Source organism: Burkholderia sp. AU17457 (genome assembly GCF_002223255.1).
Lineage (GTDB): Bacteria > Pseudomonadota > Gammaproteobacteria > Burkholderiales > Burkholderiaceae > Burkholderia > Burkholderia sola.
This window is the reverse complement of sequence record NZ_NKFB01000005.1, coordinates 1,030,152-1,044,867: the sequence shown is the minus strand read 5'-3', so window position 1 is coordinate 1,044,867 and position 14,716 is coordinate 1,030,152. Positions and strand designations below refer to the sequence as shown.

The 14,716-nt window shown below is 62.5% G+C and carries 10 protein-coding genes; all 10 read right to left on the bottom strand.

Features of this window, described 5'->3' with window-relative positions; all coding sequences use genetic code 11:
• Nucleotides 1-71: 71 nt before the first annotated feature.
• Nucleotides 72-809 carry a type VI secretion system lipoprotein TssJ gene (gene tssJ / locus CFB49_RS21930; RefSeq protein ID WP_089492299.1) on the bottom strand — a complete coding sequence of 246 codons (738 nt, stop codon included), beginning with the start codon at nucleotides 807-809 and terminating at the stop codon, nucleotides 72-74.
• A 31-nt stretch (nucleotides 810-840) separates the two neighbouring features.
• Nucleotides 841-1,884, bottom strand: coding sequence for a type VI secretion system baseplate subunit TssG (gene tssG / locus CFB49_RS21925; RefSeq protein WP_089492816.1), 1,044 nt, complete (start codon nucleotides 1,882-1,884; stop codon nucleotides 841-843).
• Nucleotides 1,885-1,919: 35 nt separating this feature from the next.
• The gene (gene tssF / locus CFB49_RS21920; protein WP_089492298.1) at nucleotides 1,920-3,734 is read right to left on the bottom strand and encodes a type VI secretion system baseplate subunit TssF; all 1,815 of its coding nucleotides are present in this window, start codon (nucleotides 3,732-3,734) and stop codon (nucleotides 1,920-1,922) included.
• Nucleotides 3,735-3,750: 16 nt separating this feature from the next.
• Entirely contained in the window at nucleotides 3,751-7,284 is a 3,534-nt protein-coding gene (locus CFB49_RS21915; protein WP_089492297.1) for an ImcF-related family protein, read from the bottom strand.
• Nucleotides 7,281-8,549, bottom strand: a complete 1,269-nt coding sequence (locus CFB49_RS21910; RefSeq protein ID WP_249190207.1) for a hypothetical protein — start codon at nucleotides 8,547-8,549, stop codon at nucleotides 7,281-7,283. Before CFB49_RS21910 ends, CFB49_RS21915 begins: the two co-directional genes overlap by 4 nt.
• A 10-nt stretch (nucleotides 8,550-8,559) precedes the next feature.
• Entirely contained in the window at nucleotides 8,560-8,811 is a 252-nt protein-coding gene (locus CFB49_RS21905) for a PAAR domain-containing protein (RefSeq protein ID WP_089492296.1), read from the bottom strand.
• Between the two features lie 68 nt (nucleotides 8,812-8,879).
• Nucleotides 8,880-9,947 (bottom strand): DUF6708 domain-containing protein, encoded by a 1,068-nt coding sequence (locus tag CFB49_RS36860; protein ID WP_249190208.1) that lies wholly within the window; start codon nucleotides 9,945-9,947, stop codon nucleotides 8,880-8,882.
• Nucleotides 9,944-10,954: a hypothetical protein gene (locus CFB49_RS21895; protein WP_179234930.1), complete on the bottom strand. Its 1,011-nt coding sequence runs from the start codon at nucleotides 10,952-10,954 to the stop codon at nucleotides 9,944-9,946. The genes CFB49_RS36860 and CFB49_RS21895 overlap by 4 nt, the downstream gene beginning before the upstream one ends.
• Nucleotides 10,955-10,967: 13 nt before the next feature.
• Entirely contained in the window at nucleotides 10,968-12,008 is a 1,041-nt protein-coding gene (locus CFB49_RS36855; RefSeq protein WP_249190209.1) for a DUF6708 domain-containing protein, read from the bottom strand.
• A gap of 8 nt (nucleotides 12,009-12,016) precedes the next feature.
• Complete coding sequence (locus CFB49_RS21885; RefSeq protein ID WP_249190210.1) at nucleotides 12,017-14,710, bottom strand: T6SS effector BTH_I2691 family protein; 2,694 nt, start codon at nucleotides 14,708-14,710, stop codon at nucleotides 12,017-12,019.
• Nucleotides 14,711-14,716: the final 6 nt, after the last annotated feature.

Sequence of the window (14,716 nt, the reverse complement as noted above, 5' to 3'; positions counted from 1 at the left end):
AGACCCCGGAACGGCTCCGATTATCGGATACGCGACATCGAGGATTAAGGCGACTTGGCGGTGAGCGGCATTCACGCATGCGACTCTGCTCTCGCTCGCGTGTGCGCACGGTCGTCGGAATAAACTCGATTCCCTAATTCGGAGATGTCACGACCGCTCCGGCCTTCATCCAGTGTGTCCGGTCGCGCTGACGGCCTTCTGCTTGGGCGCGGCGGGATCGGCGTACTCTGCCGAGGAGCGGATCGAGTAACCGGCTGCCCTGTGGCATCGGTGAGGATCAATGTATTGTTGCGCACCTCGATCTTCACGGGGTCGGTCTTCTTCCATTGTTTCTTGGGCACGATCAGCTTCCAGACCGCGCCGCCGCCAGGCTCTCGGAAAAACGCGACGACGCCGACCATCTCGGCTCCCGGATCCATCGGCTCGCTCACGCTGACGCTCGCGCCGGGTCGCAGCACGACGTCCTTGGTGGCGAGCAGGTCCGCTTTCAGCGCGTCCAGGTCATCCGTCTGCAGTCGGGTGTAGTCGAGTTGCCCGAAGGTCCGTGCATCCTTCAATTGGTAGAACCTCACGACCGTCGACAACGGCTGCTCGGCCGCATTCTCGTTCAATGACGATCGGGCGACGAGGTCCACGTTCATCGTCTTTACCTGCGTCGTGAAAACCCATTTCGCCGCATTCACGGTGCTGTCCTTGACAGCTTGTCCGACGCCGCAACCGGCGGTTGCGAGCGCGCCTATGACGACCGCTGTCGCAATCAGGCTTCGCCGCGGCGCAGCCGCGCGGAAGGTGTTCTGCTGCATGTCCATGTTCCGTGTCCTGCTGAATGGTGTATCGAGCTTACGCGGCGAACGCTGCACCGTCCCAACGGCCCAGTTGCACCCATGTCGCGCGCGTGCGTTCATGTTGTCCGTTCGGCGGAGAGCCGAGTTGCGTGGTCAGTCCCAACCTTGCCTGACCGCGCGCCAGCACAGGCTCGGGCATCAGGTCTGGGTGCACCTGCATCTCCAGCAGCGCTTCGCTCTCATAGCCCAGGTAGAAGCGCAGCAGCGCCGAAATCCGGTGGTATGCCGGCTGTCCCGGCATGAGCGCCGCCACCGCGCCACGTGTATGCGGAGTGATGACGATTCTCAGCGTGTTCGCCCGATCGTAGAATCCGCGCCCGAGTACACAGTGTTCGCCAAGCGCGGCCGGTTCGAAATCGTCGATGGCACGCCACACCGGATAAAACTCATCGACCGCAACCGTCGCATCCGTAACGGCATGGTTCAGCACGCCGACGAGTCCTTCCGCGGTGCGCGTCTTCTGGGCTGCCAGCCCGAGCATCGACAGCAGCGTGCGGGCATCGATACCGGCCGGCAGCCCGGCAGCCGGCGAACCTGTGTGCGGAGACCGGAACCCGAAGCCGACGAAACTGAGCACGCCCCGCGATACCGTATCGAAACCATCCGGCCGAAAGCCTGTCGGATACCGGTATTTGCGCCAAATGCGATAGAACTGCGTGGCAATCCGATGATGAAACAGATCCAGAAACGCGGACAACGACTCGGCACCGTCGCGATTCTGTGCAATCTCGTCGACGAAATACGCCGGCATGCGGGCATCGACCCCGTACAGGCCGAGAAACGTCGTGCGTACGGTTGGCAGTCCGACCGAATCGGCGATATCGAATTCCACCGTATCGATCTCGCGTGCCGGGAATCCCAATTGGGCACGGGACCGGAAACGGATGGGATCCGTCGCAGGCGAATCGGTCGTCCCCAGCGGCGCAGCATCCGGTGCCGCCAGCTCGATCAACGCGCAGAAGCGATGGAAGTTCATGCGGTGCGCATGTTCGAACAGCACCGGCAACAGCGTCCGATCGGCCGGATGCGGCGGCAGCATCGTCAGGCTGCGCTCGGACAGTTTCGCGGAGCGGCTCAAAACGGCGCTCCTTCGCCCTTGGTATCCGGCCATTCGAGGCGCTTGCCGGTCGGCTGAGCCACGATCACGAGCCTGGTGTAGAGATTCACCGTGGCATACAAGCCGAGAAAACGATTGAGCACGGCGCCGAACAATTCGAGATCGCCGTCGCCGGCAAAGTGCGAACTGTCGATCGTCACGGCGATTTCGACACCGCGCATCAAGCCTCCCTTCACGAGCTTTTGCAGCGGCCGGTGCCGCACGTCGGCGATTGCCTCGATGCGGCGGCGATTCAGTTCACCGTCGGTCCAGTCGTACAGGGCAAGCGAGCCGCGCAGAATCTCCGCGTCGAGCAGCGACAGGTAGTTCGGCGCCAGATGCGACAGTACGCGCCACTGGAAACGGTCTCCCGTCGGCGGGTACACCGGTAACGTCGGCGCAGTCAGATTGCGCACGGAAGCAACGTTCATGAAACCCGCCCGCATGCGCGTGATGCTGGCGTCCCGCAACGCCTTGCGCGGCAGCATCCCGTTGGTGCCGGTCACCGAAAGCGACAACGTCTCGCGAGGCAATGTTCTCTCGGTGTCCCATGCATGGCCGCCGAGCACCACGCAGGTATCGAAACGTCCGGACGGCGCGCGCCGCACGTGCGCGTGGAAATAACGTTCCGGCATCGTGTGGCGGAGCATCCCGCCGCGGTGACGGAAGGCTGCGAACGGCACATATTCGAAGCGCCGGCCGCGCTCGATGCCGTGCACCGCATCGACCGAGTAGATGTCCACCAGCGGCCCGTGCTGCTCGCGTGCGCGGACCCGATATTCGGTCTCGAACTGCGTGACCTTGATTGGATCGGCCTCAACGGGAAACAGGTTGATGATCGGCGTGCAGTACAACCGCACGTTTTCCGCGGTGAAGCGCATGTTGTCCTGCCATGGCTTCGCCAGCACGATCTCGACGTCGACGTATGGAGCAGAATCGGGAATTGCCTGGAAGTCGAGCCCGAGCAGGTCGACGAACATGAACTTCTCGGGGAACGTGAAATATTCGAGGAGCAACTGATAGCCGCCGAATGCGTTGTCTGCTTTCGGCCATAGGCGTTCGTCGCCCGCGAAACCCGCCGCCTCCATCCGGAGCCCCGGCATCTCCAGCGGCGCACCGGGGCGAATCGCCGGGAATCCGGGGATCCGGACATGCATCGCAAGCGGTTTCCGCGTGAGGGCCGCGTGCAGCGCAAGGGCAACGGGACGATCGGCGTCGATATACATGCGCAGACGCGGCACACGCAAGCGATCGCGTTGCGCCTGCTGCTGAATGGCAAGCCGAAACCGGATGACGGAGCGACCGTCCTCGCGCGCCCATGCCCCTGCCTCGGTGAGCGCCAACGGATACAGGTCGACCGGTTGCGTAGTGCGATAGACGCATTCGACATGGGTAGGCGCTCCGTCGCTCACGCCCGTCGCGATCGGTCCGGATGTCGCCTCGAGGCCGGCCGGAAGCGTCTCGTGCTTTTGCAGCACGCCCGTATCCGGCGTGAGTTCGAGAATCGACAAAGACGGAATCATTCGCAAATAGTGCGGCCAGAGCAGGCTGACGAGCCCCTCGGTCAGTTCGGGCAGTTCGTCGTCGAGCTTGTGGCGCAGTCGCCCCATCAGGAACGCAAACCCCTCGAGCAACCGCTCGACGTGAGGATCTCGGTCTCCGCCACGATCGATGCCCAACTCGCGGGCCCGGTCGGGGAACGCGTGGGCGAATTCGCGCCCAGCCTCGCGCAGATAGCGCATCTCGGCCTCGTAATAGCGCAGGATCTCGTTGTCCTTGATGGGATTCGTCATTCTGTGTCCTGTTGTGTCATTCCGGTATCGGCCCGCCCGGGATGGGCACCGACGCATGGCGAGCTGCCGCGACCGCACCGGGTGGCAGGGGCGACGGCTGCGAGGCAGCCCCACCCGCGCGAGGGGTGGACGGTCGAGACGCGAAAATGCGCGACGGCAAGGCGAACCCGCGAAGCGACAGCAACTCGAGCGGCCCCTTGCCTACATCCATACGCATCAGATAGGTCAGCGGATATGTGAGCGATGACGGCGCCGGCGTCAACGGCCCGTGCGTCGTCAACGCGTCGTCATCGCCCGCCTGCACGCCGGCTGCCCTGGTTTCCGGCGTCAACGGCACGGCAGCCTGCCAGGTAAGTTGATAAGTGGCGGTATCGACCGGCGTTACCTGCGCCCGTTCCAGCATGCGCACCAGCGCCCAACGTCCGTTGAATTCCAGATTCAGGTTCGTACCGGAGCGCTCGGTTTGCCACTCGAGCCGGGTACCCGCTTTCTGCGGCTCGCTCGACGGCCACGTGAACGTCTGCCATGTTTCCTGCTGGTTGTAGTAGTGAAGAACCTGGCCATCGATGGTCAGGCGCGTATCGATCACGCCGGACACGGGAACGGGCTTCAGATCGAACGCATACCGGGGCTCCCCCTGCGCGAGCAGGTGAGCGGCGATCCGCTGCAACCGGTTGATGGCGTCGAGGAAACCGGGATCGATCGTGCGGGCCGCGCTGCTCGCGCCCGAGCCGGTCGATGCCGGCACCCACTGATCGCCTTGCAGCGTCAGCACGCCGGCGAGCTGGGTCGCGAGGAATGAACCGATGAGTCCGCCTTGCGGACGCAGGAAGCGCGCCAGCTCGGGCAGCGACGCGTCGTTGATGGTGTTCGCGAACGGATAGCGGCCGGCAAACGACCGGTTCCAGGTCGCGACGATCGTCTGTCGCCAGACGTCGTTCAGGCTCGCCTGCGCCGGTTCGAGAACCGCTTGTGCGGCTTGCGCGGCTGGCCGCACGAACAGCGCCTGGCCCATCCCGGCCCACTGCTCGCCAAGGCTCGCGGCAATGAGTTGAGCGTAGGCGAGCGTATCGGCAAGTTCCGAGCTCCTGCCTTGAAAGAGCGCGTGTGCGACCTGCCGGGCTTCGCCGTCGGCATCGGGGCTGTCCGCAATCTGCTGCAGTTTCAGGCGCAGCATCGTGAGGCGCTCGGTAAAGCGCTGCAGGCTCAGATCTCCGATCGCGCCGGCGCCCGCGGCGCCGCCGGCAGCGACCAAGCGCAGTACCGGCCCGAACGATGCCCCCAACGGGCCGGCCGGATCGGGGCTTGCCACCTGCGGCGCGTCGTCCTTGCTGGCGAGGATGCTCTGCGCCTTGGTCACCAGCGTGTCGGACAGCGACGTCCGCACGGCACCGGCGCCTCCGTGGTATTCGAGCGATTTCATCAGTGCGATCACCGGCGACTGCCGGGCATCCGCGATCACCTTCAACTGAGCGATGGCCGCCGGCAGCGTCCGTGCCGGCTCGCACACGATGCCGTTCATGAAGGTCTGCCAATGTTCCGCGTAGTCCGCGAAGTAGCGTGCGCGCAGCGCGGCTCGCAACGCGTCGGGCGTCGTCGCCAGCGCGTCGGAATGAGCCCCGCCCGTTCCGAGCACCCAGTCCGCCGTCACGCCGTTGCGCTTGGCCATCGCGTCGATCGATGCCTCGATCGTGCCGTCCCATGCCTGGCGCGTAAACGCGCCGGGCACGCTCGCCGACGTCCGCAGCAATCCACGGGTATCGGTTCCCGCCGTCAGCGAAGCGAGTGTCTGGTCGGGGTATTTGTGCCCGACCGAGCCGAGAATCTCCTGGTAGATCGTATCGTCCGAGTTCCGAACGCCGATCACGGCGAGCAATGTCTGGCGGGCACCACCGACGAGGTCGTCGCGCGGCGCGATACGCCAATCAGGATGCGCGCTCAAGTGCTGCGCATAGAACGACAGCAGCCGCTGCGACAGATCGAGTTTTTCGCCTGCGGAAAGTCCTGCGCCGCCGCTCCAGTATCGGGCGAGCTGCGGCGTCAGGAAAGCGGCATCCGCCCGCGTCGGCTCGACCATCATCAAGTACGCCTTGAGTGCGGCATGGCCGGCGCGCGCAAGATGGCCGGCCTGATCGTCGAGCGCCGTGGCGGGCATCTGGGCCAGATCGACCAGTTGGGCTTCGATGTTCTGCTGCACGGGCGCGATGAGCTGGGGACGCGCTTCGCGCGGGTAGCGTGTCCATAGTGCGGCGAGCACGTCCTGATCGTGATTCAGGCCGAAGCGGGAAAAAAGCCTCGGATGTTCTATCCGCGCCTCGTAAAACTCAATGCGTTGCTGCAATGCGAGCAGCGCTCGCAGGCGAGCGGACGCGTCGGCGGCACGCTCGAGCGTACGTAGCGCATCGTTCGTGAGCGCGAGCTCACGCGCGTTCGTCAAGCCGGACATCAGCATCCCCGCGCCCCACAAACCAACGATCGCCATTGCATGCGTCGACAGTATCGCAATCGGATGCGCTCCGGTGCGGCGCCCCGGCCGACGCGCGGCGGCATCGCGAAGATAGCGCCACAGCGGCAATCCGGCGCCTTCGGTGCCGGGAGCCGGCCAAGGCGCGAAAAACGCCCCGACTACCGGCTGCGGGCGACGTTGCCAGTCCGACAGGTTCACGATCCAGCGCGCCAGCGGCCCGCTACGCATATCGAGCCGGGCCGACAGGTCCGACAAGTGGCGATCGTCGCCATGGCGCGCCAGTTGTCCGACGCTGATATCGGCGAGCCGATCGCGCAACTCGAGCAGCGCGGCCTCGATGGCGGATGCATCCGTCGAATTGGCGAATTCGCAGCCGGTGACGGGCGTATCGGCGTGGTGAACGGAATCTTCGCCGGCGAGATCGAGCACGTAGACCGGCGCCGACCAGCGCAGAAGCCGAGTGACGCGTGCGAGGTGAACCGCCCAGTCATTCCCGCCGCGTGCGCCCTCCTGCGACAAGGTCGTGTCGTTCACCGCCAGCACGATTGCATCGACGGGGCGACGGCAGCGCATGCGGCGGATTCGACGCAACCACACGTCGTCCTGCCGGCCGTCCGACCCTTGTCGCCCCCACAACAACACCGCGTCGCTCGTGATCATCCACCCGCGCGCAGCCAGTTCCGGCGACAACCGGCCAATCGTCGAATCGGTTGCCGCTAGCAACAACCAGGGCAAGCGGTAACGCCAGCGCCAGCCGTATCGATGCCGCAGCGCCACCTTCAGATCCGTCGCCCAGTTTCCGGTTACCGGACCGACCGCGGCTTCCGGCGCGCCGACACGGGCCGCCGGATCGCGCTCATACCGGCTTCGCTGTTTCGTGCCTGCGGTCCGTGCCGTCCACCGCCATGCGCCGCGAACCAGCCCTTCCATCGCGAGCAGGAGCGCACCCACGAGCGCAACCGCCAGCATACGCACCAAGGGTGACGGATGGACCGTCTCTCCCATGTAGTACGCCACGATGCCCGCGATCGCGGTGAGCGCACCGATCACGATCCAGTACCCCGACATCTTCTTGCTGCTCATGCGTCAATACCTTCGTTCTCGTTTTCCGTCGGTGCCTGCGTGTGCCCGTCTCCGCGGACGGGTGGGGGCTGAACGACCGCGACACGGAGCTCGCGGCCGCGTGTCGCGATGGCCTGCGCCGTTCCCGACTGAACGGCATGCTCCGCTGCCAGTGCGATGGCGAGCCACGCAGCGGCAACCCCTGCGTGCCCGATCGCCAGATCGATATCGTGAAACCCGGACAGATCGTCGGTATTGGACGCGCCGAGCTCGAGTTCGGACGCCGCCATGAGCAACGCCGGCTTGTCGGCCGATGAGAGCCCGGTTTGCCACACATCCTTCACCTGTTCGGGCTTCGCGTGCCCCCACTCGACGCCTGTGCGCAATACATCGAGCACTGCATCACTCGATCTTTCCACCGGCCGATGCATCAACGCGTGTATTGGCGCCCCGTTGCGTCGTGCCATCTGCGTCCAGCCGAACAGCAACGCGACCGCCGTTTCCGCGCTACCCGCATGCGGCTTGTCGTATAGCTGGGCGGCCACAAACAGCGTGTATTTCTCGAGTGCCGGCCCGCCATAAGCATCGAGCCATGCATCGACCGCCATCACGCCTTCATCATGTGCAAGCACGAACGCGTCGGCGGCCCGATGTCCCGCCTGCGCCCAGCATCGTTGCCAGATGTCGCGGAATGCGTCAGCTTCGATATTCGTCGGGCAGTCCAGTAAGATCTCGAACCGCAATGCCCGTGGCAGCCCATCGAGTGCATCGTCGATCATGGCCAGCAACTCGCGGAAGCAGGATGCGTAGCGATCGGCAAGCGCGGCATCGTCGATCAGACGCAATGCCGTATGGCGGAGCGCCTCTCCGCCGGCTGCCAGCACGGCCGACTCAAGTGGCCGGACGCCGTTGGCCATGGCGCCCGCGACATCGACGCTGCCGAGCGAGCACAGATAGCCCGACGCAAGCAACGCGACCGGCTCCTGAGCGAATCGGGTTGCTTCTGCGCAATCCTCCCGCCACTGTTCGTGTTCGGCATCTTGACGCTCTCTTTCGCGCTCGAAATACAGCAACCGAAAACCATACGCAATCGCGCAAGCAAGCACGGGAAAGCCCAGTACGCGGATCCAGAACCAGACGGTGCCGGCGGGAACGCCCTTCGGCCACGTAGCGAGCGTGTACGCGGCGGCGCCCGCGATAACGCACGCGCACACCACCAGCCAGACAGCGACTCGGGGAGGCGTGGGTAGCGGACGCTGCGGCCGTGGCGGGAGGATCACCGGCATCGCGCGGCCGTCAACGCAGGCTCGATATCAGACGACAACCACATGTCGCCCGATAGCCATGACGGGCGACCGGCACGCCATTGTTCGTCCCCTGCTCGAATCCGTCGACGATCAAATTGGGGCTGACGTCGGGATGCTTGGGACAGATCACCCTGTCGCCCTTTCGTGCAACGCGACGACCGTCGATCCGCATGTTCGACGACGCGCTGACGACCTTGCCGCCGTGGTCCGTCGCGTCGCCAAGACGAATTGCATCGAACATCGTTTTTCCCCTTCTTTGAACAAGTTATTTAGTTACGCGAATGATGGTGCATGTGCGCTGAAAAAAGCTTAGTGATAGCCCGGCTGCGACAGCCAGTCGACGAACCACCAAATCAACACGGCATCGAGTGCGAGCACACCGGCGGTCACGAAGAAGGCAAGGTCCAGAGATACGTCCAACGACTTGGCGGGCTTGTGCGCGTATTTGTCGTCGGGAGAAATCGGACAGGCGTCGACGATGTGCTGCGGCCAGCGCGGCAGGCGACGCGTGACGTTCATGATGAACCAGCGCAACAGGCTGCCGGGGACGGTCAGCGGCGCTAGAAAGATCGCCGGGCCGAGCATTGGGCCGGCCAGGAACCAGCACAGCTGCGCGCCCATACGGAACGATTCGCGCTTGTTTTCGATCGGCAGCAGGATTTCAGGCTCGGGCAACGAGTCTGGGCCTTCTTCCATATAGCGGCGGAAGTATTCCCATTGCCCGCGCATCCCCTCTTCGGTCGGCCACATCACGCCTAGGCGGAAGTAGTCGTAGCTGCCGTCAGAACGTCGCACATAGCCAGCCGTTACTCCCTTGACAAAACCCCGCTGCAGTGCGCCTCCGCCGATCATTCCGAACGTAATGTCGCGCCAGCGGTAGCTGCTCACGCCGCCCTCTCCGTTGTGACGAAATACATGAACCATCCGATTTTTTCGGTCCAGACGAACGGGATAGTGAGTACAGCCAGTAAATGTGTTGTACAGGATACGACCGAACCATAAGAGAAATGGTATAGACATAATGTTCACCATCACCACTGCAAACAGTCCGATCAAAAAATTCTCGGAACCCCACGGATGCAATACAAAGTCCCAAGCCAACCAGACAGAAAACGCCGGGCAAAAAAGCATCACAAAAGAGAAAATTACTTCGAGTGGTCCAATTTTTTGATATGCCCAATCAACCACATCCATATAGCCTTCGTTTATTTCCACAACACTGCCGAGCGTACACGGCACAACTTCAGATTGCCGAAATTTTTCAAGTATGAACTCGTCGAATTGCTTACTAGGCGTCCACGCCGGCTCACGAAGATATCGTCCCGACATTACCAGGCTGTTACTTCTCACCAGCAACCATGATATCAAATGGCTCATCCGATCAACGCCTTGTTAAAGTTGCTCATCTCTTCGCTCATAGTTCGGTAGTTGGTTTCACTCCCCCACAAACATTGACGCAACCAGTCCATTGCAGGGGGATCCTTCTTAACCTCAACAACAACGCCTATGATAAGAATGGCAACCGAAATACCCAAAACAATCGGATTAAATTCAACAAAAACCAGCCCCATTCTAAAAATTAGGTTAACTCCTGAAGCAATATAATAAGTGCCGGCTGCAATTTCAAATACCGCATTTGTAGCGTATAAGACCACCATACCGCCTTTTTCTCGCCTCCACGCTTCGGCCGCATTTTGAATATCAATCACACCCAAAATAATCGTCCCCACCCCACCGGCAACACCCCCCAGCCCTTCCCAGATCAAAAAACCCTTCTGCCCCAACCGCGCCCCTAGCCACGAACTGAGCATCGGAATCCTTCTCCCCACCGCCGCCCGCGCTCCTACCCGCACCAGTTCCAGCAAACTCCCCGCCCCTGCGCTATACAGCGCCGCGATCTTCAGCGTCGCTCGCGTCCGCAGGTGCTTCATCGACGCATCCGCGCTCGCCGCCTGCGTCAGCCCCACCAGCGCCAGCGTCAGTCCCACACCCGCCAGTGCGCCGGGATGCGCGGCCGACTCGATCACTTTCCCGATCGTTCCCGCCGTGAACTTGTCGACGCCAATCACCTTCACCGTCTTGCCCAGCGCGTCGCCACGCTGCCCCGCCGGCACACGCCCTTTTGCCAGACCGGCTTGCGCGTCCTCGTCGAATACCACGCTCCAGAACCGGACCTTTTCGTCCAGCGGCACCCCTTCGATCTCGAACGTGCGCAACTGATCGGCCAGCGAATACTGCAGGTGACCCAGCGAAATCGCGCGCCCCGCCTGCGACTTGAGAATCACCTCGAGCACGGTCTTGTACAGATCGCGCCGCGTCCCGGCGCGCGCAAGCAGAATCGGCAAGCCTTGTTTTTCACAGAACAGATAGGGTGGAAGCATCACGGTTGTGCGCTCGTCAGTGGTAGCCCGGCTGTGACAGCCAGTCCACGAACCACCAAATCAACACGGCATCGAGTGCCAGCACACCAGCGGTCACGAAGAAGGCAAGGTCCAGAGATACGTCCAACGACTTGGCGGGCTTGTGCGCGTATTTGTCGTCTGGAGAAATCGGACAGGCGTCGACGATGTGCTGCGGCCAGCGCGGCAGCCGACGCGTGACGTTCATGATGAACCAGCGCAACAGGCTGCCGGGGACGGTCAGCGGCGCTAGGAAGATCGCCGGGCCGAGCATTGGACCGGCCAGGAACCAGCACAGCTGCGCGCCCATGCGGAACGATTCGCGCTTGTTTTCGATCGGCAGCAGGATTTCAGGCTCGGGCAGCGAGTCGGGACCTTCTTCCATATAGCGACGGAAGTATTCCCATTGACCGCGCATCCCCTCTTCTGTCGGCCACATCACGCCCAAGCGGAAGTAGTCGTAGCTGCCGTCGGGACGTCGCACGTAGCCGGCCATTACTCCTTGAACGAAACCACGCTGCAAAGCGCCTCCGCCGACCATCCCGAACGTAATGTCACGCCAGCGGTAACTGCTCACGCCACCTTCTCCGTTGTGACGGAATACGTGGACCATCTGGTTCTTTCGATCTAGGCGAACGGGATAGTGGGTGCACCCCGTGAATGTCTTGAATAGACTCCGACTGAACCAGATGACGAAAGGAAGGCAAAAAGTAGTTGCCACCGAATTGTAAAATAGTGGATCCGGGTTACGTCCAACAAATGCATCAAAATAAAACGAAAATAAAAAAAACGTAGGGACCAGCATCATAACAGCCCAAATCATCTCAGCCGGACCGACCTTATGATAGGCCCAGTCAACCACGTCCATGTAATTTTCATTAAACGCAATGACACCGCCGAGCGTGCATGGCTCGACACCAGTACGTCGATTTTTCTCAAGCAGCGATTGATTGAATTTCTCGCTCGGCGTCCACGCCGGCTCGCGCAAATATCGGCCCGACATCACAATGCCATTGTTTCGCACCAGCAGCCATGCCATCCAGCGTTTCATCCGTTCAAAGCCTTATTAAAGTTATCCATTTCTTCAGCCGCATCTCTGTACTTATTTTCTTTACCCCAGAGACATTGGCGCACCCAGTCCATGGTCGGCGGATCTTTTTCAATCTCGATGATGACACTGACGACAAGAATAACGACTGTTAATCCGAGAACAACTGGATTGAATCCAGCAAAAGCCCACCCCAATCGAAAGACAAGACTGAGACCGGCAAGAGTCGTGTAGCCACCTACAACGAATTCGGCACCGAAGTTGACTATGTATAGCGCCATCAAACCCTTTTGATCTCGGTAATAGGCTTCCCGTGCGTTGCCAATATCAATCCTCCCCAGAATGATCGTCCCCACCCCACCCGCAACGCCCCCCAACCCTTCCCAGATTAGAAACCCCTTCTGCCCCAACCGCGCCCCCAGCCACGAACTGAGCATCGGAATCCTTCTCCCCACCGCCGCCCGCGCCCCTACCCGCACCAATTCCAGCAAGCTCCCCGCCCCCGCGCTATACAGCGCCGCGATCTTCAGCGTCGCTCGCGTCCGCAGGTGCTTCATCGACGCATCCGCGCTCGCCGCCTGCGTCAGCCCTACGAGCGCCAGCGTCAATCCCACACCCGCCAGTGCGCCGGGATGCGCGGCCGACTCGATCACTTTCCCGATCGTTCCCGCCGTGAACTTGTCGACGCCAATCACCTTCACCGTCTTGCCCAGCGCGTCGCCACGCTGCGCCGGCGGCACACGCCCTTTCGCCAGACCGGTTTGCGCGTCCTCGTCGAATACCACGCTCCAGAACCGGACCTTTTCGTCCAGCGGCACCCCTTCGATCTCGAACGTGCGCAACTGATCGGCCAGCGAGTACTGCAGGTGACCCAGCGAAATCGCACGCCCCGCCTGCGACTTGAGAATCACCTCGAGCACGCTCTTGTACAGATCGCGCCGCGTACCGGCGACCTGCACCCACCGAATCGGCTGCCCGCCGCGCATGCCCAGCGTCGCGAGCATCGCCGCACCGGCCTTGCCGCCTTTCTGCATCATGTTCGTGGGCAGCGTTCCCAGTTCCTGCAGCAACGCCGGCAGGACATCGGAACTCATGACCGCGTTGCGCCTCACGCCGGTTGCGCCAACCGCCGCACCGACCTCCCTGATCTTGCTGGCAGCAGCGGAATAAACGACGGACAGGTTCGTCCAGTCGTCCGGACCGGTGAATGGCGCGCTCGAACCGCTCGACGCCTCGTCCACCGCGCGCAGCAGCGGTTCGTGATTCAGATTCAGCGCCCGCCACAACGGGCTTTTCTCGACCGCTTCGTCGAACCAGTCCCGATAGACATTCATGCACGCACCCAAACCGCCCGTCCCGCGAATGCACGACAGCGCCACACCCGAGAAAGCAGCGCCGCTGTTGATGTCGCGCATGTCGAAATGGTGGTCGAGCACCGCGCGCAGCTTCGCGCTCCGAAGCCAGGCGGCATGCGCGATCGCGAGCGGCGTGGTGTACTGCGCGTCGTGTAGCGCGGACGCCTTCGCATACCGCTCTTCGAATGCGTTGCGTTGCGCACCGTCGAACAGCTTCGCGTACGCGCCCCAGCGCTCTGTTCGAGCGAGTTCGAGCTGCGCCTGCGTGACCTTTTCATCGAGAATCGGTTTCGCTGCCTTCCGGTATTCCGGAAACAGCAGCCCCATGTTGTACACGCGCTTGCCGTCGCCGCCATCGATCCATTCGACGTCTCGTCGTGCCTGCCTCGCGTCGGCGTATACACTCGCCTCCGCCTCGCGCTCGACGTGCAACCTGAGCGTTTCGAGACACGAACTGAGCACGGATTTGCGATGCCATGTTTGATCCGGATGGACCGGATCTTCCACATCGTCCTGCGATACGAAGCTCGACCAGCGTTTGTCGATATACGACGAAATTTCCTGCAGCATGGCCACGGGATCGTCCAGTACGACGATCAGCCCCTTGTCCTTCAGCAATCGCTGCGATTCGGCCTTCAGAGCGATGGCGCGCGGCGCCTGCAGCGAACGCTGTCTCAACGTCGGGAACGGATTCCAGAAAAACAGGCGCCGGCTGTCCTCGTCCGACATCGCGTAATCGGCGACGACCGAATCGACGTTGGCAACGGCGCTGGCATGCGGCGGGGCCTTCGCGGGTCGACCATCGTTGTACCAGCCCTGAACGTCGATGCACCGCATGTGCTGCCGACGAATCTCCACCGACTCGTTGTCCTTGCGGACCGCGGGCGTCCACCACGCGTCGGAAAAACCGAACCAGACCTTGCCCGCGGTCTTCGGGTCGCGAATGGTGACCAGCGCGGCGCTCGCCACCTTCTGCATGTTCTGCATGCAGCCCTGATGAAACGGCTTCACGTCCGGCGGCATGTAACTGTCGACCGACACCTGCGCCAGCTTTCCTTCGTCATCGACGGCGTAGGCCTCCCACGATTTGCCCACTTCGTAATAGACGTAGACATAGCCGCCGCGCAGGCTCCGGACTGTGTAATGCGCTTCGGCGGTCCTGCCGAGCGCGATGGCCGGCGTCGGGTCGCCGACGGAGGACGCGGCCTTCGGCGCGGGCCGCGTAACGGGCGGACTCCCCGGCCTCGCCATGAATGCTTTCTCCGGTGCGATACCGTAGCGCGCAAGCAGGATCGGCAAGCCTTGTTTTTCACAGAACGGACAGGGTGGAAGCGTCATGGGCAC